Consider the following 21,016-nt stretch of genomic DNA (forward strand, 5'->3'; position numbering starts at 1 on the left):
CTTAGAGAGTGCGACGAACGATTGCTGACTTACGACGCGACGTCGAAACGATCGGCGTTCATCACCTTGGTCCAGGCGGCGACGAAGTCTTTGACGAACTTCTCACCGTTATCGTCCTGAGCATACACTTCTGCGTATGAGCGCAGCAGCGAGTTGGAACCGAACACCAGATCCACGCGCGAGGCGGTCCACTTCACGGCCCCGGTCTTGCGATCACGGATCTCGTAAGCGTTGCTACCCACCGGCTTCCACGTGTTGCCCATATCGGTCAGGTTGACGAAGAAGTCGTTGGTCAACTGACCTTCGCGGTCGGTGAAAACGCCGTGCTTGGTGCCACCATAGTTGGTGCCCAGTACGCGCATACCGCCCAGCAGCACGGTCATTTCCGGCCCCGTCAAGCCCATCAGCTGCGCACGATCCAGCAGCATCTCTTCAGGCTTCACCACGTACTCTTTCTTCTGCCAGTTGCGGAAGCCATCGGCCAGCGGCTCCAGTGGCGCGAAGGAGTCCGCGTCGGTCATCTCGGCGGTCGCGTCGCCACGGCCTTTCAAGAAGGGCACGCGCACGTCATAGCCCGCTGCTTTCGCAGCTTTCTCGATACCGACGCTACCGGCCAGTACGATCACGTCCGCCACGCTAGCGCCGGTATCGGCAGAGATCTGCTCGTAGACGCTCAGTACCTTGGCCAAGCGCTCCGGCTCGTTGCCCTGCCAATCCTTTTGCGGCGCTAAACGGATACGAGCACCGTTGGCACCACCGCGCATGTCGGAGCCACGATAGGTACGGGCGCTGTCCCAAGCGGTAGAGACCATGTCGCTGATGCTCAGACCGCTTTCCGCGATTTTCTGCTTGACGACTTCTTCGCAGTAGTCGGTGCTGCCTGCCGGAATCGGGTCTTGCCAAATCAGGTCTTCCGCCGGAACTTCTGGGCCGATGTAGCGCGCTTTAGGGCCAAGGTCACGGTGGGTCAGCTTGAACCACGCTTTCGCGAAGGTTTTCTTAAAGTACTCCGGGTCGGCCATGAACTTTTCGCAGATGGCGCGATAGGTCGGATCCATCTTCATCGCCATGTCCGCATCGGTCATGATCGGGTTATGGCGAATCGAGGGGTCGCTGGCGTCGACCGGCTTGTCTTCTTCTTTGATGTCGATCGGTTCCCACTGGTGGGCACCGGCGGGGCTCTTTCTCAGTTCCCACTCGTAGCCGAACAGCAGGTCGAAGTAGCCCATGTCGAACTTCGTGGGGTTGGTGGTCCACGCACCTTCGATGCCCGAGGTCACAGCGTTGCTCGCCTTGCCCTGCATGTGGGGGTTGCCCCAGCCAAAGCCCTGGTTTTCAACGTCAGAGGCTTCTGGCTCAGCGGCCAACGCAGAGGCATCGCCATTACCGTGACACTTACCGACAGTGTGGCCGCCAGCGGTCAGGGCCGCCGTCTCTTCGTCGTTCATCGCCATACGGGCGAAGGTTTCACGCACCTGCTGAGCGGTTTTCAGCGGGTCCGGCTGACCGTTGACGCCTTCCGGGTTCACATAGATGAGGCCCATCTGCACGGCGGCCAGCGGGTTTTCCATGGTCTCGGGCTTATTCACGTCGCCGTAGCGCTCGTCAGAGGGCGCGAGCCACTCTTTTTCATTGCCCCAGTAAATGTCTTTCTCGGGCTCCCAAATATCGGCGCGACCGAAGGAGAAGCCGTAAGAGGGCAGGCCCATGGACTCATACGCCACGGTACCGGCCAGAATCATCAGGTCCGCCCAGCTGATCTTGTTGCCGTACTTTTTCTTGATCGGCCACAGCAGACGACGCGCTTTGTCCAGGCTGACGTTATCCGGCCAAGAGTTGAGCGGTGCAAAACGCTGGGCACCGGTGCCGCCGCCGCCACGGCCGTCGGCAATACGGTAGGTGCCTGCGGAGTGCCAAGCCATGCGGATCATCAAACCGCCGTAGTGCCCCCAGTCAGCGGGCCACCACTCTTGGCTGTCGGTCATCAGCGCATGGACGTCTTTCTTCAACGCGTCGAAGTCGAGCTTGCGGACTTCTTCGCGGTAATCGAAATCGGGATCCATCGGGTCTGATTTGCGATCTTGCTGATGCAAAATATCCAGGTTCAACCCTTCCGGCCACCAATCTTTGTTAGAGGTACCGGTTGAGGTGTTACCGCCGTGCATGACAGGACATTTACCGCTCATAGCTCTCTCCCTTATTGCTCTTGGCCTTGGAGATACCAAGGGAACAAATGCAGTGCACCTCCGCACTAGGCTGGACGTTAAACGCGACCATCACTAGCACCGGCGTGCGTTATTCACATGCCACAGTTTTAAAGCACCTTTGCAATAGCCACAATTTGCATTTTACGACCAATGTGATAGCTCTCGGCTATTGGAAATATCCTCCCTCTTGTCGATAGAGCTTTATGCTGACGCGCCTTTCGAGCATAGCGCGACTTTAATGAACGCGTATGTCGAATATCCGCAGGGCGTGTTGCCTTGTTGCACCCATGCCGTATGGTATAAACGCTATACTTTCCTACCACAAAATCAAATATCGATATAATGAATTCAGCCGACCCGGGCATTACCGTGACTAGACACGCCAGCCACAGCACTTCTCTTGATGTGCTTGCGCAGAGTAATCCCTCATGCTGACGGCTAGACGTTCCGCACATGGCTTTACCCTGCTGGAACTTTTGGTGGCCCTGGCGCTATTCGCTACGCTGGCCACCATTGCGATACCCAATTTTGCTAGGATCATTCAAGAAAACCGCGTCGTGACGACCACCAACGACTATAAAATTGCGCTGAGCTTTGCCCGTAGTGAAGCCGTGCGACGCAATCAGTCCGTCGACTTACTCCCCGTGGCCGAAGGTTGGGATAACGGCTGGGAAGTGCAGGCCGATGATGATGTGGTGCTACGTCGCTGGGCGCAGGAGGTAGACGACATTACGATTGAGAATGCGCCCGAGCGTTTTACGTTCAACAGTCAAGGGCGCCTAGTGTCGGCAGCCTTTGCTTCCCAGCGCGTCTCCGTCACTCTGAATGAGATAGGTCGCTGCGTGCGTATCGAGCCGAGCGGCATTTCCCGAGTACTCACTAATCGTCAAGCCTGCGACTAATTCATTAGCGAGCCACGCCATGCCAACACGACAACGAGGTATCTCACTGCTGGAGTCATTGATTGCGCTGCTGGTGCTGTCGATTGGCCTATTGGGTGTGCTTGGCTTGCAAACCCAGTCACTGGTGCATAACCGTGCTGCCTATTTCGAGACTCAGGCCACCAACATGGCCCAGGACATGCTGGATCGCATTCGCGCCAACCGTGAGCAAGCAGCCGACTATGCGCTCACGTTAGGCGGAGAGGTCGACGGCAGCGGATTGCCAGCGACTGATCAAGCCGAGTGGGTCGCGGATGTGAGTACCATGCTCCCTGGCGGCGTAGGCGGCATCGAGATCGACAATCGGCGTATTAGCGTCACCGTGCGATGGGAGGACGCCACGTCGCCCAACGATATTCGGCAAGTACAATTGGCGTCGGAGCTATAGCGTGGGCAGAGGCAAACCTCGAACGACTCAAGCAGGCTTTACGCTGGTGGAGCTGTTAGTCGCCATGGTCATTGGGCTACTGGTCATGGCTGGGGCAACCCAACTCTTCATCTCCTCTCAGCAAAGCTACCGCTTTCAAACCGCACTGGCCGACATGCAAGACACTGGCCGCTTCGCGCTGGATACGATGGCCCGCGAGCTACGTCAAGTGGACTATAGCGGTGGCTGTGCGCTACCACAGACGACCGTCCATGTGCGCAATATGGCCGATGCCAGCAGCCTCCCCTTACCGTTGCAAGCATGGGCCACACCCAACAACCATGATTTTACGGCCAGCTTGGTCACCCCCCTTGACGAGCAGCATGTACTCGCGTTTCGTGGCGGTCTCCTTGCCCGGACGGGGTTTGTCGATACGTCGTTGGAAATTGCCGCGATCGATAGCAGCCAACGACTCACCTTGAATCGAGAGACCGATAGCGCCTTTCATCAACGATTGGTGCTGCTTCAGGGCCTGCTGAATTGCGATATTTTCTATAACACCACGAGTGACGCCCGCACCCTGCAGAAAAGCGCGGCGGCAGGCTGGCAGGGCAACGTCGACCCAAGCGAAAGCGAATGGGGAGAGGCGAGCGATATTACCTATGCTGCGGGCCAAACCGTATCGCTGAGCGCCTTGAACAGCGCCCTTTACTACATTGGCCGAGATGCCAATAACGCGAATGTGCCCTCGTTGATGCGCTTGGATGTGAGCCAAACGACGCCTCGTAATGAGGTCGTGGCCAGCCATGTGGTGGCGATGCGAACGTCCTTTCTGATCGACGACGCCTACATACCACCCGACGAGATCGATGAGGCAGAGTGGCCCAATGTCAGGGCGGCGCGCATCACGCTCATCGTACAAAGTGACCGTCCCAATCTACGGAATGCCGACACCACGCTGGCGATCGGCAATTTTCGAGGAGACAACGCTTTCACCGGCGGCAACGGACGGATTTATCAAGCCTTCACGACGACCATCGCTTTGAGGAATCGTTAGCATGCAGAGCCACGCATTGACGCATCAGCGAGGAATGGCGCTCGTGTTGAGCCTGATTTTCCTTGCCATCGTCACCATGTTGAGCCTCTCTTCCATGCAAGGAGCGATCACTCAAGACCGTATGGCCTCGAGCCAGCGCGACTACGGTGTTGCCTTTCAAGCAGCAGAGGCCGCACTGAGCGAAGCCGAAACGCTGCTACAAAACGGCGCTCCTCCTGGCAATGGATGGCGCAACCACGACATGGCGATGGAAGAACTCACCCGTAACCCACGCTACCGCATCCAGACGCTGGCACCGCTAGGGTCGCGTACCCTCAACGACGGCACCGAAGTGGTTGAGATGCTTTATCGTATTGATACCGAGGGATTTGGTCGTGGTGAAGATACTAGCGTCACGCTCGAAGCCCTCTATGTTCGTCAGCAGCAGGTGGAGGTAGTGGCACCATGAAACATACTCGTCATGTACTGCTGACTTCGCTGTTGGCGGTTCTGTCACTCGCAAGGCTTTCTGAGGCGCAAGACACTGCGCTTCCTCCTGATCTTATTGGCATTTCCAACGCCCCTCTCAACGTGGTGAACCGCGTTCCACCTAACGTTCTGCTCATTTTAGATAACTCGGAAAGCGGCCAAGAAGGATTAGATGGGCGCGTTGCCATTGGTAATAATATTGGTGATCGCGAGGCATTGAGCGCTTGCCAGACTAACACCTTCGACGCGACACAGTGCCCAGCGGGAGCTCGTTCACCACTTAGCAAGTCCAGTATCATGAAAAGCGTTGGGCGAGAGCTCATCAATCGCTACCGTGGCGACATCAACCTTGGTTTGATGGCATACCAGCAAAATCCTGCCTCACGAAACCGAAACGATGCATTCAATAACCGCTCTGTTGTGTGGCGTTTAACCGAACGTGCTCTGGACGTTTACTATTCTACAAACCCGACCCCAAGCTGGTACGACCCTGAGTTTGGCGGTGCATGGAATGCAGCAACGAAGCGCTACCGCACTCAAATACCAGGCAGCGATATCTACGCTTTTTTCAATGTCGGTATTCCCGGTTACTACATCATTAACCGCACAAGCACCTCTCTTCCCAATGCCAGTGATGACCGCACAGAATATTGGCAAAACAGAGGCACTGACTTTAATGGCGAACAGCTCGTCAATCGGTATTTAAGAATTCGAGAGACTCGTAATGGTTTATTTTACGATGATTTTGATGGAACGGCACGGATCCCGCTAGTGGATAGCATGCGCCAGCGAGGTATTCCGAACTGGGGAGACAACATTCTCTCGCTACAGCTTAATCAATGGGAATGGCGTACAACATCCTCACCTGGGCGTGGCTTTCTCCACGTTCCCATTGGGGGAATCAATGAAGACGGTACTTCGAATAATGAGCACTGGCGTGCGATTGAAGTCAAGCTTGGCACGCAGCGTCACGACTGGATCGGTAACAGCGACAACCCAATGGTAGATACTAACTGGCCCTTGTTAGCTACGGGCTTAACGCCCATCGAAGGGACGATGTATACCGCTACCGATTATTTTACAGGCAATAATCTGGCGGCGAATGAAAACATTAATAACCGCTCATCAAGAATTCCTTTACCCAACGCTAATCAACAATGCTTGATTAATGCCAACATTTGGCTAACCGATGGTTTACCCTCGGTGGATCGCTTTGGTAACTCGCTGGGCAACAATGTAAGCGGGGCACTGCGTAGAGCAGAGGATGCGATCCAACGACTTTACGATGAAACCAACGAGCGACTATCCAATCCCGTTAAAACCTATGTTGTTGGCTTTAGTCTCCCCCCCGATATCGCCAATTTACCCAACGTCTCCGACGACCCACTCGGCGATCTTGCCCGCGCAGGGGGTACCGATCGCGCGTACTTTGCCAACGATGAAGCCTCGTTGAACCAGGTCATGCAGCAGGTGTTGGGCAATATCATCGCCGCCTCTCAGTCCAATACCTCCGCGGCGGTCAATGGCGACGAATTTGGTCTTGAAGATGGCAACTTGCTCTATACCGCAGGCTTTCGCAGTGACGACTGGTCAGGGCGTTTAGCCGCTTCGGTGATCCAAGCCGATGGTACTCGTAGCGAACGCTGGAATGCTGAAACCGAGCTCGCCGAGCAAGCAGGCAATCGGCGGTTATTGACCTATCGACGGCTGGAGAGCGGTGCCCGGAGCGGCGTTATACTAAGTGCCGACAACAGCGGCTTAACCAGTGCCGAAGTGCGCTGGCTACAGGGCGAAAACGTGCAGGGGCTGCGGCCACGCCAATCGCTGCTGGGCGATATCATCAACGCCAACCCGGTGTTCTTAAAGGGGACTGATGAGCGTATGCCGCTCCTGCTGGTGGCCGCCAACGACGGCATGCTGCACGGCTTTAACGCGGAAACCGGCCGGGAACTGTTTGGCTTTTTACCCGCTGAGTTGACCCAAGGCGAGGCGCCCGCCATTCGCTCATTGATGCAGCCTGACTATAACCATCGCTACTTCATGGATGGCACACCTGCTGTGCGGGAAGTGAACATCTCTGGTGGCCCGACTGCCGTGGCCGTTGGCACCATGGGCACGGGTGGGCGGACGGTGTTTGCACTCGATGTGAGCAACCCCAGCAACATGAGCGCTGCTGACGTGCTTTGGGAGTTTCGCCATCCCGAGTTGGGCACGGGGGTTTCTCAACCCACGATCACGCAACTGACCGACGGCACCTGGGCCGCCATTTTTGGTAACGGCTATAACAGCATGGGCTACCAAGCGTCACTTTTCGTAGTGAACCTTGCTACCGGTGAGTTGATCAAGCAAATAAAGACGGGCGTAGGCAACACGGATAGTCCCAACGGATTGGCCACTCCCACCGTCACTGCTTGGCCAAGCTACAACGGCGCACGCTTTGCCTACGCAGGCGACTTAGCGGGTAATATGTGGCGCTTCTCGTTAACCGGCAGTGGCACCGTTAACCAGCTATATCAAGGCAGCGCTAGCCAGCCCATCACATCAGCCCCCGCCGTCACGCTGAGCAGCGGCTCGCCGGATACGCTACTGGTCTCCTTCGGCACCGGCAGCTATTTCCGCAACGGCGACATTGGTGACGCTTCGGTACAGCAGCTCATTGGCCTGCGAGACCAAGTGAGTCGCAGCTCGACCATTACTCAAAGCGATCTACTGCTTCAACGCATTACGGGTGAAAACTCGCAGAGTGGCTTTAACCGCCGCGCCAGCACCAACTTCACCCCTGACAGTAGCGACGTGGGGTGGCGCTTGGAGCTACCTGCTGGAGAGCGCGTGATCGCCGCCCCGTCGATCTCAACCAGCCTCCCACGGCGGGTGCGCTTCTCGACGCTGCTTCCCGATGAATCCGACCCCTGCGGCGGTGGTCGCAGCGGGTTCTTCATGTCGCTACTGGCCGATACCGGCGGCAGTGGCGGTTCGACCGCTTTCGACTTCAACGGTGACGGACGGCCAGACAGCGATGCCACCATCAACGGTGACGCCATCACCGGCTTGCAAGCGGGCACCGGCGAGCGCTTGGTGAGCGTGAATGACGGGGAGATCGAACGTCTCTTCGTGGGCAATCCAGAGGATACGAACGCTTCACCGAATGGCGATGGCTCCATCACGATTGGTTTTAGCGATGATCACTTGGGGCGTCGCTCCTGGCGGCAAGTGACCGGCGAAGAGAGCGATACGTAGACGGAAAAAAACCGGGGGAGCCATTGGCTCCCCCCGGCGAACGACGAGTAACTGCTCACTCGTCGAGTCCTACACGTCCGTACTTACAGGCTCAATCCACCAGTGGTAGCAGCGCATTCAGGCTTTCGCGAGCATCACCGTAGAACATCCGGGTGTTCTCCTTGAAGAACAGCGGGTTCTCGATACCCGAATAGCCGGTGCCTTGACCACGTTTGCTGACGAAGACCTGCTTCGCTTCCCACACTTTGAGCACCGGCATGCCCGCGATGGGGCTGTTGGGGTCCTCTTCGGCGGCAGGGTTCACGATGTCATTGGAGCCGATGACGATGACCACGTCGGTGGTGGCGAAATCGTCGTTGATCTCGTCCATTTCCAGCACGATATCGTAGGGCACCTTGGCTTCCGCCAACAGCACGTTCATATGCCCCGGCAAGCGCCCAGCCACCGGGTGGATGCCGAAACGCACGGTCTTACCCGCCGCGCGCAGCTTGCGAACGAGATCGCTGACCGCCGTTTGCGCCTGCGCCACCGCCATGCCGTAACCCGGCACGATGATGATGCTATCGGCGTCGTTCAGTGCGGTAGCGACGCCATTGGCATCGATGGAGACCTGCTCCCCTTCGATTTCCGCTGCGGGCCCTTGGGAGCCACCAAACCCACCGAGAATCACGCTGACGAAATTGCGGTTCATCGCCTTACACATGATGTAAGAGAGAATCGCCCCGGAGGAGCCGACCAGCGCGCCGGTCACGATCAACAGGTCGTTGGAGAGCGTGAAACCAATCGCCGCCGCCGCCCAGCCGGAGTAGCTGTTGAGCATGGAGACCACCACCGGCATATCCGCCCCGCCGATGCCCATGATCAGGTGATACCCAATGAAGAACGCCAGCGCCGCAATCACCAGCAGCGTCCAGAAGCCTGCGCCGTTGAGGTAGAGAATCGCCAGCAGCAGCGATAGTACTGCGGCACCCGCATTCAGCATGTGGCCGCCTGGCAGTTGCTTGGGCTTACCGTCTACCTTGCCCGCCAGCTTGCCGAAGGCAATGACCGAGCCGGTGAACGTCACCGCGCCAATGAAGATACCCAGCACCACCTCGATTTGCAGGAACATCAGCTCGTCGGGGGCCTTGGTGGCCACCAGCGCCGCAAAAGCGGAGAACTGGTCCAGCGACGCCTCCGCGGCACGAGCTGCCATCACCCGGCGGCGTTCCAGGTCCGCGCTCCAGGCCACGAACACCGCTGCCAAGCCTACGAAACTGTGCAGCGCGGCCACGAGCTGGGGCATTTCGGTCATCTCGACCTTGCCCGCTACGTAAGCACCAATGGCTGCGCCAATCAGCATCATCGGAATCAGCCACCAGTAGCCGCCGATACCGGGGCCAAACGCGGTGAAAAACACCGCGACCGCCATACCCACGATGCCGTACCACACGGCGCGCTTGGCCTTTTCCTGATTACTCAAGCCGCCCAGCGACAAAATGAACAGCACGCTGGCCGCAATCGCTGCGGCAGATACGAATCCTTGCTCTAACATATCGTCTCTCCGCCGCTTAGGATTTTTGGAACATGGCCAGCATCCGGCGTGTCACCAGGAAGCCACCCACGATATTGATCGACGCGATCAGTACGGAAATACCCGCCAGCACGCTAACCACCGCGCTGCCGGAGCCAATTTGCAGAATCGCCCCCAAGATGATGATGCCGGATATCGCGTTGGTCACCGCCATCAGCGGCGTATGCAGCGAGTGGCTCACCTTCCAAATCACCTGGAAGCCAATGAAGCAGGCCAGCACGAAGACGATGAAGTGCTGCATGAACGAGGCTGGGGCGACCCAGCCGAGCAGCAGCATCAGCGCGCCGCCTATCGCCAGCAGGCTCACCTGACGCTTAGTTTGCACTTTGAATTCGGCAAGCTCGGCGGCCTTTTTCTCTTCAGGCGTCGGCTCTTTCTCTTTCTTCTTCGGCTTGGCCGCGCCAATGGCTTTCACCTTCGGCGGCGGCGGTGGGAAAGTGATCTCGCCTTGGTGGGTCACCGTAGCGCCTCGAATCACGTCGTCGTCCATGTCGTGATGGATCACGCCGTCTTTCTCGGGGGTGAGGTCGGTGAGCATGTGGCGAATGTTGGTGGCGTAAAGCAGTGACGCTTGCGTCGCCATGCGCGAGGGGAAGTCGGTGTAGCCGATCACCACCACGCCGTTATCGCTCACTACGCGCTCGTCAGGCTGAGTCAGGTCGCAGTTACCGCCCTTCTCGGCGGCCAAATCGACGATCACCGAACCGGGCTTCATGGCCGCGACCATGTCTTCCAGCCACAGCTTGGGCGCGGGTTTACCGGGAATCAGCGCCGTGGTGATGACGATATCCACGTCGGGGGCCTGCTCGCGGAAGCACTCCAGCTGCTTCTCGCGGAACTCTGGGCTCGAAGGTGCCGCGTAGCCACCGCTCTCGGAACCATCCTGGCTATCTTCGAAATCGAGGAAAAGGAACTCGGCGCCCATGGACTCGATCTGCTCGGAGACCTCGGGCCGTACGTCGAAGGCGCGCACCACGGCCCCCAGACTCGTCGCCGTGCCAATCGCCGCCAAGCCCGCCACCCCGGCACCGATCACCAGTACTTTCGCAGGCGGCACCTTGCCCGCCGCCGTCACCTGGCCGGTGAAGAAACGGCCAAAGTTATTGCCCGCCTCGATCACTGCGCGGTAGCCCGCAATGTTGGCCATGGACGACAGCGCATCCATTTTCTGCGCCCGAGAGATACGCGGCACCATGTCCATGGCGATCACGGTGGCCCCCTGGGCTTTGCAGGCTTCCAGCAGCGCTTCGTTTTGCGCGGGCCAGAAAAAGGCGATCAGCGTTTGGCCTTCGCGAAGCTGCTTGGCTTCACTTTCCGACGGCTCACGAACTTTAATCACCACCTCAGCGTCGCGCCAGAGGGCATCGGCGCTCTCGATCACTGTCACGCCAGCGTCACGATAGGTGTCGTCATTGAATCCCGCGGCTAGGCCAGCACCCGTTTCGATGAGGCACTCATGGCCCAACTTTTGAAGATGCTTTGCGCTCTCAGGGGTCAGCGCGACCCGCGCTTCTCCCCGGGCACTCTCTTTTGGTGCGCCTATTTTCACACGCTTTCTCCCTTGGTTGTCCCGCGTCCAGCGCCCGCCCACCTCCTAGCCAATCATCGCTAGCATCATGGAGCGCTGCTTTAATTCGTTGCGGCGCAAAAAAACGCGCCAGCTAGCAGTTTAGGATCTAACGCCAAGCCTGCCAGTGGCCATTCAACCTTTGCTTCAACTGAGTTGTATTTCTACAACATATTGATATCGAAACAGCGCCATGAATTAACGATTGGCATTCTTCGCAAACGCCGTGAGTTCCTGGTAAAGCCAGACATTGGCAGGCGCGTTGGCGTAGAGGGTGTGCTGGATCAGCGTCATGGTCAATTCGGGAAGCTCGTCCGGTGGGGCCACTATGCGCACGGGCAGCATGGCGACGAAGCGCTCGGCCATTTGGCGCGGCAGCGTCAGGATCGCATCGGTCAGCGCGACGACCCGCGCGGCGGCGATGTAGTTGAGGTTCTTCGAAATCACGCGACGACTCAGGCCGTGCTGAGCCAGGCAGTTTTCGATACGGCTGGGCAGCAGGCCGCTGATGTCAGCGAGCTCGACGTGGAGCTGGCGGGCAAAGGCCTCCAGCGCCAGCGCGTCCCCCACGTGAGGATTGTGCTGGGCCGCCAGACACACCAGCTCTTCGTGCATCCAGGGCGTTTGCACCACGCCATTGGGCAGCGATGACTGGCTGTCCAAGCCAACCACCATGTCCACCTGGCGCTGCTCTAACGCCTCACTGAGCACGTCAGGGGTAATCAGCTCGATGGAAAAACTGATGCCGGGCGCATAGCCCAGCAGCTGGCTCAAAAATGCCGGGTACATCACCTCTTCGAAGTAGTCGGTGGTCGCCAGGGTAAAGCGCCGAGTGCTGGTGGCGGGCGCGAACGTGGCGGGTGGAGCCAAGCCCGCTTGCAGCGCCGCCAGCGCCTGCTGCACCACCGGCAGCAGCGCCATGGCGCGGGGCGTCGGCTGCAGGCCCTGCTCGGTGCGCACCAGCAGCGGATCGTCGAGCGCTTCTCGCAGGCGCTTCAGCGCATGGCTGAGCGCGGGCTGGCTGAGATGGAGCTTTTCGGCGGCACGGGTGACGTGGCGCTCGCGCATGAGCATCTCGAAGACCAGCAGCAAGTTCAGGTCAAAATGGCGGAGCGATCGCATAGCGCCTCACTATTCATATGATGAATGATTTCATTCTAAACATTCATTTCATTCATCGCGAAAACTTCCTTATCGTCGCGCTTCTTCGAGCCCACCACTTTTCCAGATACACGACGATAGGAGAACCCATTAGGTGACCCCAGCGCAGATCATGCCCAGCCTGTTTGGTGATGTTATCTCCACGTTCATGGGCGTGCCCAAAGCCACCGACCCGAACGCCACCGATGCCGAGGTGGTGGTTAGCGGCGTGCCGTTCGACCTCGCGTGCTCCGGCCGCTCCGGCACCCGTATGGGGCCGAACGCGATTCGCCAAAGCACCGCCAACCTGATTTGGGAGGGCAAGCGCTGGCCGTGGAATTTCGCGCTGGAAGATCGCCTGCGGGTATGCGATGCCGGTAACCTGGATTACGCCTACGGTGAACCGGAAAGCCTAGTCGATAACCTGGAAACGCACGCCATGCGTTGGTTGAAAGCGGGCAAGAAAATGCTGACGCTGGGCGGCGACCACTACATCAGCCTACCGCTGCTGCGCGCTCACGCCCGCGAGCACGGCCCGCTGGCATTGATTCACTTTGATGCCCATACCGACACCTACGAGCAAGGCACGCGCTTCGATCACGGCACCATTTTCCACCATGCCCTCAAAGAAGGCTTGGTCGTGCCGGAGCACTCGCTGCAAATCGGTATTCGTACCAGCTATGACCGGAGCAACCACCCCTACGAAGTGCTGGATGCCGACTGGGTGAACGACCACGGCCCGGCGGCGGTGCTGGAGCGGATTCGTGCGCGAGTGGGTCACCACCCGGCGTACGTCACGCTGGATATCGACGGCCTGGACCCCGCCTTCGCACCGGGCACCGGCACGCCGGTATGCGGCGGCATGTCCACCGATCTGATGCTGAAAGTGATGCGCGGTATGGTGGGGATGGAGCTGGTGGGCATGGATCTCGTGGAAGTGAACCCGGCCTACGACCACGGCGACATTACCTCGCTGGCCGCCGCAACGCTGGGCTTGGAGTTTCTCTATACGCTGGCAGCGTCCAAGTCAGCCTAAGCGCAGGGTCACGTCGATGACCAGCAGCAGCGCGAGCGCCCCGACGGCGGGCCAGGGGCTTTTTAGGACGACGCCAAACAGGGTGAGCGGAATCCACACGGTCAGCGCTGCCAGCACGTGCGGCAGCGCTGCCGCGCCGCTCGTCCACATACTGCCAATGACGATCAATCCCAACAGCCCTAAACAGAGCCCCAGCCACACGCCGCGCTGCCGATTCGGTGATGGCATTGCGTTCGTCTCTTTTCGTTATGTTGGGCGTGAGTATGTGCGCTTAATATGCAGACCATTGCTGGACGATAACGTTGCTCGCATGCTGTACGATTTCAGGAATATGCAGCCCTCCTTCTTGGCTAAGCTGTAGCCTACTCTCTCCCATTTGGATGATGTTGGTTTGGTTTGCGTGACCCGTTTGCTGCAGGTTCGCAGTGTTGCTGTTGCCATATTGTTGTATATCCACTGTATTGAAATTACCAAACTGCCCAACCGCTGTTAGGTTGTCATTACCATGCTGAGTAAGCGACATCGCGTTTTCCAAGCCTTGTTGACTTACAAAAGCTTGATTACGCTCCCCTGTTTGGTCAATAAGCATCCAATTCGCATATCCAGACTGTAAAGCTGGGCCATCATCAAGTCCAAGAATCGTATGATGGTCGCCTAGCTGTTGGAACTGTGCACGACTGCTATCACCCTCTTGATAGAGCGATGCCTTCAAGCCATTGCCTTCCTGTATCATCCGAGCATTATGGTTGTCTCCGACCTGTTCGATATATGCCAGATGGGTATCGGCCTGCGCCACGACACTTGCCATAATAAAAAGGAGTGTACTGGCTATCATCTGTGTCTTGGGGCTCATCGGCACTCTCCTCACCCAACAACCTCCACGCTACGCTACGGGAGGAACATGAGCCCCTCCCGTAGTGGCGAATGCGATATTGCCACCGCCTTTTTGCGTCTTTTAATACTGTACTTGAGTACCCGTATTGTTATTGCCCGTTTGCATCATCGTCGCGGTATTGCTGGATTGATACTGAGAAATAGAGCCAGTGTTGCCATTACCCGTTTGTGTGAGCGTCGCCACGTGGTAAGAACCCTCTTGGCCTACAGTGGCTGTATTACCGTCGCCATACTGACTTACGTAAGCCGAGTTATCGAGCCCATACTGCATAACGGTCGAGACGTTGCTATCACCTTGCTGGAACTGCTCTGACACGTTCCCATAGCCCGCCTGGTTAGCCGTTGCCTCATTCCAGTCGCCCACTTGTTCTTGCGTAGCCGTATTACCATACGTAACTTCAACACTTAACGAGCCAGCGTCACTTACCTGAGTGATGCTGGCCATATTGGTATCACCCGTTTGAGTCTGGCTGGCAGTGTTGAGAGTAGTAAGAGCCCCAGAAAAAAACCCTTCTGCGCTGGAGTTCTGCTCAATCATCGCATCGTTATCGTTACCCGTTTGCGATTGCGTGGCCGTATTGAAGGAGGTGATTGCGCCTGTCACAAAGCCAGTCGCATCACTATTTTGTTGGATAGACGCATCATTACTATCGCCTACCTGGTCTTGTTCAGCCGTATTATTGAAGGAAGCAGCCGCACCAGCGCCTATCTGTTCAATGTCCGCTACGTTTGCGTTACCGTCTTGCTGTTGATCTGCGGTGTTGAGATTACCTTGCTGCATAATGTCAGCGAGGTTGTCATCTGCAAAAGCCGCACCTGAAACCACGGTGAAGGCTGCTGCGATGCTGGCTGCCATTAGTGACTTGTTAAATTTCATGATACACCTCACCATTGTAGTGTCCCTTGGGACTTGGATTTGGTTACGGCCCTATGCCGTAACCAGCCTGGGTGTGACGGGGTACATCCCGCCAAGGTGGTCCGTCACGCCCAATTCTTTAGCTCCAGCGGTTTGTTGACTGCCTGTTGCGAGACCGCCAGAGGTGAGCCGAGCCATCACCTTTACATGGCCATGCTAGCCATAGCGTTATCTGTTGGGCCTTAGAACTTATTGCACCAACTCGCCTTGCCTATCACGATAGGCGGCCAGAGCTGCCGCCCCCTCTGCCGCGTTAGCAAAACGCCATAGCCCCCGTTCAGAGCCCTCCATAATCATGGCATGAACGGCTTGTTCAACCGCCTCACGCAGGGCGACTAAACGTGGTTCGTTACGAGAAAAGCCGGCTTCCAATTCGAGAATTTCATCGGCATCCACGAAGCGAAATACATCGCCTTGAGCTTGTACCGAATAAATGCGTTTTGAGGCCACCACCGTTCTCCATACTTCACCGGTTTGACTACTAATCGCTCGTAGAAACACGGTGATCACGTCCTCACGGTATCTAGAACTCGCGCCAATACCGAGAAAGCGTGCGCCTGCTCCGCCGGTCAGCGTATTGGTGTCGTAACCGATAATGCCGCCCTCTAAAATGACGCCCGCATAGAGCAGCGGAGATGGCGGAGGGAGCGGGTTACCGTTTGCATCCGCAAAGCTTTGCCGCTGGTCTCGAATAATCTGCCGCTCAGTCAGTACACTGGAAAGCCGGTTACGCTCTAACACCCTAAACCACCTACCCCCGCCTGCGTCCTGGAGAGCGCGAATGAGGACTGCCGCCCCGCCTTGGGAAACTGCCTTTGAATAGTGGGGCGCACCGGCTTCCGTTTCGCGATGCTGCCCGGTCATATCAGGAAAATCATAAACAGCAGCGACAACAGGCTCAGGTGGAAGCGGAAGTGTGGCCAAACTTGGCGTTGTACGAGTCTCAGGAGTGAAGGGCTGCAAACGTTGCGGAGAGGCACACCCAGCAAGCGCAACGGTCAGCGCCAATACCAGCATGAGATTTGGTGTCAGTGGCAATTTCGTCATGTCGACGTCCTGTTCGTACTTGGCTGAATAATCAAGGCCGCCAAGCGGCTCACTGGGCGCTGCTGCTTTTTATCATTACTGCACTTGTAGTGTTGGAACGGTCACTTCTGTCTGGCTGCCATCTGTGGTGTTCTCGATCACAAGATGAACGCCCTCGAGGCCACGACTGAAGGAAATCACCTGCTCACCGAAAACAATGCGGCCCTCTTCAGCAGCGTTCTCACCAAAAATGGCTTCATTAACTTGCTGTGAAAGACTGCTCAGCATGCGACTCTGGAGTTGACGTACGAACTGGTCTGCAGGGCTATTGCTATACCGAGAGGCTGCCGATGAGCCGGTCTCTTTGTGTTTATTCTGTCGTTCGGCCAGGCCAATCAGGTGGGCTGAATTGAACGCATCGCCACCGAAGGAGGGGTTATTAGGGCGATATACATAATCAGAGCTTTTAGCGCTTACTCCCCAAACACTGCTCACAGCACCTAAGAAAATAAGCCAAGCAAGCCGCCTGTTGAACCTTTTTGTACATTTAACGTTCACATAAGCCCCCTATAGTTCGTCGGTTTTTACACTAACCTCTAGTACAACAACATCATGAGATAATCGAAGCAGCATCAGTGCTTCACATAATGATGACGTTATTATTAATAGAGAGCCTTCAAAACAACCATGCAACAAATAACTAAAAAAATATCCACCCACTCCCATAACATCTAGAAGCGCTTCTGCATCTTTGTTTTGCTATGTTGATTTTGGTTATTTTGAGGATTTTAACTATAAGGTTAACTTACTATTCTAGCCGTGCATTTTAGCCACACGAAAAAAAGACCGAATAACCAGAAAAACAATATGTCAACATGACGCGCCTAGTCACGTAAACGCACAGCCAAGCATTGCATACACACTACCCGTGACTATTTAATTCAGTTGACTAAACTGCAGCGCTGCCAAATGGCGATAAAGGTCGCTGTGCTCCATCAGCGTCGCATGCGTACCTGATGCCACTAGCCGTCCTTCTTGAAACACGAGGAGTCGATCCGCATGCACCACCGTGGCCAAACGGTGGGCAATCACGATGCTGGTTCGCCCCTGCATCAAACGGTCGAGGGCTTTCTGCACCAGCCGTTCGCTTTCGGCGTCCAGCGCGCTGGTGGCTTCGTCCAGCAGCAGTATCGCGGGATCTTTCAACAATGCGCGGGCAATGGCCAGCCGTTGGCGCTGTCCGCCCGAGAGCTGCACCCCACCCGGCCCCAGCGGCGTGTCGAATCCTTGCGGCAGCGCCTCGATGAACGCTAACGCGTTGGCATCCTGCGCGGCTTGACGAAGCTGTGACTCGGTGGCTTCTGGGCAGCCGTAGCGCAGGTTATCCGCCACCGTGCCACTGAACAGCACCGGTGACTGGGCCACCAGCCCCAACGCGCCGCGCAGCTCACCAAGCGCCAGGGTGCGAATATCGACGCCGTCTAACATGACCTGTCCTTGGTCCGGATCGTAAAAACGCAGCAGCAGCGCCAGCAGCGTGCTTTTTCCCGCTCCGGAAGGTCCCACCACCGCGACCCGCTCGCCGGGATGAATATGCAGATCGATCGCGTCCAAGGCAGGCAGCTCGCGGCCTGGGTACGTGAAGCGAACCTGCGCTAGCGTTAGCGCCCCTTGCAGTGGCTGAGCTAACGTCACTGGCTGCGTCGGCGACCTGATGGTAGGGAGCGTATCGAGTAACTCCAGCAAGCGCTCGGCCGCCCCAGCCGCCCGCTGCACATCCCCTGCCACCTCCGCCAATGTCGCGACGGCCCCCGCAGCCAGCACGGCATAAAAGATAAACGCGGACAGCTCTCCTGCGCTCATGCTCCCTTCCAGCACCGCAAGACCGCCTTGCCACAGCATCACGCCTACGGCGCTGAACACCACCAGCATGGCGACCCCGGTTAGCCACGCCCGCTGTCGGGTACGCGCCACGGCGCTAGCAAAAGCTCGCTCGACGCGCTGGCCGTAGTGGCGTCGTTCCGACGTTTCGTGGGTGAAAGCTTGTACGGTTTGCAGGCCGCTGAGCACCTCGTCGGCGTAGCGCCCCAATTCCGCCACGTGGTTTTGGCTAGTACGCGATAGCTGCCGCACCCGTCGGCCGTACCAGACGATGGGCAGTAGCGTCGCAGGAATACCTACCAGCACCAGCGCCGAGAGCCAAGGCTGAGTCAGCAGCATCAGCACGACCGCACCGACCAGCATGACGCCATTGCGCAGCGCCAAGGAAATCGACGAGCCAAACAGGCTCTGCAGCACGCTGGTATCCGCCGTGAGTCGCGAGGCAATGTCACCGGCGGCACGCCCGTCGTGGGCGCTTTCGAAAAAGCTGGGTTCCAACGTCAGTAGATGCTCGAACACGTGTTGGCGCAGATCCGCCGCTAGGCGCTCACCGATCCAGGTCACTTGGTAATAGCGTAGCGCCGAGGCGGCCGCCAGCAGTGCCACGACACCGAGCATTAGCCCTAGCGTCGTGGCAAGCGCCTGAGCATCGGCCGCCAAAAAGCCTTGGTCGATGACGCGTTTCAGCCCATGCCCCAGCAGCAGCACGCTGCCCGACGCAATGAGTAGCGCACACCCCGCCAGCGCTACGCGCAGCAGGTAAGGGCGCAGAAAGTGCAGCAGCCGAAGAAGCGTGCGTCGATTGGCGGGTGAAGACATAAGCGGTCAGGGTCTCTGTGATCGGCAGCCGTTAGCGCTGTATGGATAGCGTACGCGCCCGCCATGCTGTACATTAATTATACGAAAAGGCAATCAAGAAACAGTGATGTACTAAATACAGGAGGAAAGGGCCATGCTGAACCTCGTATCGCTTTGGCTAACGGCTATTTTATTTGGCGGAATGAGCCTGTTCTCCTTTGGCTTGGCGGCCTTTTTGCTGTCCGTTTTGCCGAACGACACCGCCAGGGCTACACTTCGACGCGCTTTTCCTCCTTTTTATCTGTTCGTGCTCGTCGTCTCCATGTTAACGGCCCTACTGATGTGGCGTATCGACTACGTGTCGTCGATTCTCATGGCGACCATTGCGCTGTCGGTGATTCCTACACGGCAAGTGCTCATGCCTGCCATCAATCGCGCCACTGACTCAGGCCAGCATGCACGCTTCAAGCGACTTCACGGGCTATCGGTGGCCATTGGCCTGGCACACATCGCACTCAGCGGCTACGTATTGGCGAGGTTCGTTTGAGCGCTGGTATCACCGGGCTCGGTGGTCACGCTCTCCTCGTAAGGCTCGCCATTTTCATCGAGCAGCTGCTGATCGTAAGCGGCTTGAAGCCCCGTGTCTTCCTCGCTGTCGAGGAGCGCCGGGGTATCCTCGGCAAAGTAATCGATATGGCCAGGATAAAGAGGCGACAAAAGCGCAATGAACACGCCCGCCACGCAAAAGAGCGAAAACGCATTCGCGTAGCCTAGTTGGTCGACCAAAGCCCCTATCACGGGTGATCCAACGGCTTGGCCTAACGCACACGCCATGAACGGCAAAACAGGCCCTAGGGAAAGCCGACCTGGCAAGAGACGAATACCGGTCATCAGGTAAAGCCCTGTCAGGCTCATATAGGCCCCGCCGAATATCAGCGCAGAGAACATGGCCAAGCCCAGCTGATTGGGGCTAGCGGCCAGCAGCACCAAGCTCGCAGAGAGCATCATCAGCATCAGCGCTTGGGTAATCGGTGGGTTATTGCGATCGGCTAGATCGCTCACCACGGCGCCTCCCAAACCTGCCACGCCTGCGGCAAACCATAGCCAGCCGGTCAAGTGCCCCGACAAGCCGCCCAACGACACCAGAAGATCTGGTGCAAACAGCCAGTACGGCGCTGCCACGAAGCCCATCGCAAATGCAAAGAGTGCCAGGCGTACCAGGCGAGACCACTGCTGGCCCGTGATGGGCGGCGGGGGCGCCGCATCGGCGGGCACCACACGAGAGACCGAAGGAATGAAGAGCCAAGCCGCTAACACGCCCAGGCCTGCAAGAACGGCAAAGGCGGCATACGTCACGCGCCATGCATCCGAAAGAAATACGACGGTCGGCACCGCCACGATGATACCGATGCTCGTCCCCGCATTCATGATCGAACTGACGCGCCCATGCATGGTACGACTCACCAAGGCCTGCATGGCGGCCGTTAGCGCAGGCATCATCAAGCCCGTGCACACCCCGCAGATAAATACCCCTACGCCGAGCAACGAGGCACTACCGGCCTGACTAATCACCGCCAGGCCAGCCACGCCCATCGTTCCGGAGAGCATGGCCAGATACCGGGCACCTAACCAGTCGGCTGCCTTGGGCGCCATCAGCGTGGCCAGCACAAAGCTCACAAAGGGCAACGCCCCAATGACGCCGATCATCGCGGGCGTGATCGACAGCTCTGTACTGATGGAGGGCACAAAGAGACCAAAGGCGAAACGTGCCAGCCCGTAACTGATCGCCACCAGCGCGGCACCAAAGAGAGCAAAGCCCATGTTCGATAAGGTTTTCATACACTGCACTCCGCCGCCGCGCTTCGCCTAAAGGTAACGTCCATGGGCATCGTGCAGGCAACACGCGTG

At 57.6% G+C, this 21,016-nt stretch carries 18 protein-coding genes; 7 read left to right on the plus strand and 11 right to left on the minus strand.

Translation table 11 applies throughout. The features are described from left to right. Positions 1 to 29: 29 nt before the first annotated feature. Positions 30 to 2,186 (minus strand): catalase/peroxidase HPI, encoded by a 2,157-nt coding sequence (gene katG, locus FHJ80_RS04775; protein WP_139525893.1) that lies wholly within the window; start codon positions 2,184 to 2,186, stop codon positions 30 to 32. A gap of 449 nt (positions 2,187 to 2,635) precedes the next feature. Between katG and FHJ80_RS04780 the strand changes: the two genes are divergently transcribed. Genes FHJ80_RS04780 through FHJ80_RS04800 form a run of 5 tightly spaced genes read left to right on the plus strand, consistent with a single transcriptional unit; the run spans position 2,636 to position 8,277 of the window. Continuing rightward, on the plus strand, positions 2,636 to 3,109 hold the full coding sequence (locus FHJ80_RS04780) for a GspH/FimT family pseudopilin (RefSeq protein ID WP_139525894.1): 474 nt from the start codon (positions 2,636 to 2,638) through the stop codon (positions 3,107 to 3,109). Between the two features lie 19 nt (positions 3,110 to 3,128). Next, positions 3,129 to 3,536 carry a type IV pilus modification protein PilV gene (pilV, locus tag FHJ80_RS04785; protein ID WP_139525895.1) on the plus strand — a complete coding sequence of 136 codons (408 nt, stop codon included), beginning with the start codon at positions 3,129 to 3,131 and terminating at the stop codon, positions 3,534 to 3,536. A 1-nt stretch (position 3,537) separates the two neighbouring features. Further along, positions 3,538 to 4,572 carry a PilW family protein gene (locus tag FHJ80_RS04790; RefSeq protein WP_255303876.1) on the plus strand — a complete coding sequence of 345 codons (1,035 nt, stop codon included), beginning with the start codon at positions 3,538 to 3,540 and terminating at the stop codon, positions 4,570 to 4,572. A 1-nt stretch (position 4,573) separates the two neighbouring features. After that, entirely contained in the window at positions 4,574 to 5,020 is a 447-nt protein-coding gene (locus FHJ80_RS04795; RefSeq protein WP_139525896.1) for a PilX N-terminal domain-containing pilus assembly protein, read from the plus strand. Next, the gene (locus tag FHJ80_RS04800) at positions 5,017 to 8,277 is read left to right on the plus strand and encodes a pilus assembly protein (protein WP_139525897.1); all 3,261 of its coding nucleotides are present in this window, start codon (positions 5,017 to 5,019) and stop codon (positions 8,275 to 8,277) included. Before FHJ80_RS04795 ends, FHJ80_RS04800 begins: the two co-directional genes overlap by 4 nt. A gap of 91 nt (positions 8,278 to 8,368) precedes the next feature. Here the strand turns inward: FHJ80_RS04800 and FHJ80_RS04805 are convergent, their stop codons facing one another. From FHJ80_RS04805 to FHJ80_RS04815, 3 genes are all read right to left on the minus strand, one after another. Then, positions 8,369 to 9,811, minus strand: a complete 1,443-nt coding sequence (locus FHJ80_RS04805) for an NAD(P)(+) transhydrogenase (Re/Si-specific) subunit beta (RefSeq protein ID WP_139525898.1) — start codon at positions 9,809 to 9,811, stop codon at positions 8,369 to 8,371. Positions 9,812 to 9,827: 16 nt separating this feature from the next. Continuing rightward, positions 9,828 to 11,399 (minus strand): Re/Si-specific NAD(P)(+) transhydrogenase subunit alpha, encoded by a 1,572-nt coding sequence (locus tag FHJ80_RS04810; protein ID WP_139525899.1) that lies wholly within the window; start codon positions 11,397 to 11,399, stop codon positions 9,828 to 9,830. 216 nt (positions 11,400 to 11,615) lie between these two features. After that, complete coding sequence (locus tag FHJ80_RS04815) at positions 11,616 to 12,539, minus strand: LysR family transcriptional regulator (RefSeq protein ID WP_139525900.1); 924 nt, start codon at positions 12,537 to 12,539, stop codon at positions 11,616 to 11,618. A 151-nt stretch (positions 12,540 to 12,690) separates the two neighbouring features. On the opposite strand from FHJ80_RS04815, the gene speB reads away from it, so the two are divergent. Beyond that, positions 12,691 to 13,593 carry an agmatinase gene (gene speB, locus FHJ80_RS04820; protein ID WP_139526231.1) on the plus strand — a complete coding sequence of 301 codons (903 nt, stop codon included), beginning with the start codon at positions 12,691 to 12,693 and terminating at the stop codon, positions 13,591 to 13,593. On the opposite strand, the gene FHJ80_RS04825 is transcribed toward speB, so the two are convergent. The 6 genes from FHJ80_RS04825 to FHJ80_RS04850 form a co-directional block, all read right to left on the minus strand. Further along, a complete protein-coding gene (locus FHJ80_RS04825) occupies positions 13,585 to 13,821 on the minus strand; it encodes a hypothetical protein (RefSeq protein ID WP_139525901.1) in 237 nt (78 codons plus the stop codon). The two genes, speB and FHJ80_RS04825, sit on opposite strands and share 9 nt — an antisense overlap. A gap of 43 nt (positions 13,822 to 13,864) precedes the next feature. Further along, positions 13,865 to 14,446 carry a hypothetical protein gene (locus FHJ80_RS04830; protein WP_139525902.1) on the minus strand — a complete coding sequence of 194 codons (582 nt, stop codon included), beginning with the start codon at positions 14,444 to 14,446 and terminating at the stop codon, positions 13,865 to 13,867. 102 nt (positions 14,447 to 14,548) lie between these two features. Then, positions 14,549 to 15,364: a hypothetical protein gene (locus tag FHJ80_RS04835; protein WP_176558216.1), complete on the minus strand. Its 816-nt coding sequence runs from the start codon at positions 15,362 to 15,364 to the stop codon at positions 14,549 to 14,551. A gap of 228 nt (positions 15,365 to 15,592) precedes the next feature. Next, positions 15,593 to 16,450: a CsgG/HfaB family protein gene (locus FHJ80_RS04840; protein WP_139525904.1), complete on the minus strand. Its 858-nt coding sequence runs from the start codon at positions 16,448 to 16,450 to the stop codon at positions 15,593 to 15,595. A 75-nt stretch (positions 16,451 to 16,525) separates the two neighbouring features. Further along, positions 16,526 to 16,987: a curli assembly protein CsgF gene (locus tag FHJ80_RS04845; RefSeq protein WP_196781567.1), complete on the minus strand. Its 462-nt coding sequence runs from the start codon at positions 16,985 to 16,987 to the stop codon at positions 16,526 to 16,528. Positions 16,988 to 17,365: 378 nt separating this feature from the next. Continuing rightward, positions 17,366 to 19,129: an ABC transporter transmembrane domain-containing protein gene (locus tag FHJ80_RS04850; protein WP_139525905.1), complete on the minus strand. Its 1,764-nt coding sequence runs from the start codon at positions 19,127 to 19,129 to the stop codon at positions 17,366 to 17,368. Between the two features lie 133 nt (positions 19,130 to 19,262). On the opposite strand from FHJ80_RS04850, the gene FHJ80_RS04855 reads away from it, so the two are divergent. Then, positions 19,263 to 19,655: a DUF4149 domain-containing protein gene (locus tag FHJ80_RS04855; RefSeq protein ID WP_139525906.1), complete on the plus strand. Its 393-nt coding sequence runs from the start codon at positions 19,263 to 19,265 to the stop codon at positions 19,653 to 19,655. Here the strand turns inward: FHJ80_RS04855 and FHJ80_RS04860 are convergent. Further along, positions 19,631 to 20,947: an MFS transporter gene (locus FHJ80_RS04860; RefSeq protein ID WP_139525907.1), complete on the minus strand. Its 1,317-nt coding sequence runs from the start codon at positions 20,945 to 20,947 to the stop codon at positions 19,631 to 19,633. The genes FHJ80_RS04855 and FHJ80_RS04860 overlap by 25 nt on opposite strands. Between the last annotated feature and the right edge of the window lie 69 nt (positions 20,948 to 21,016).

Origin of the sequence: Halomonas sp. BL6 (genome assembly GCF_006228115.1) — a bacterium.
GTDB classification, from domain to species: Bacteria; Pseudomonadota; Gammaproteobacteria; order Pseudomonadales; family Halomonadaceae; genus Vreelandella; species Vreelandella piezotolerans.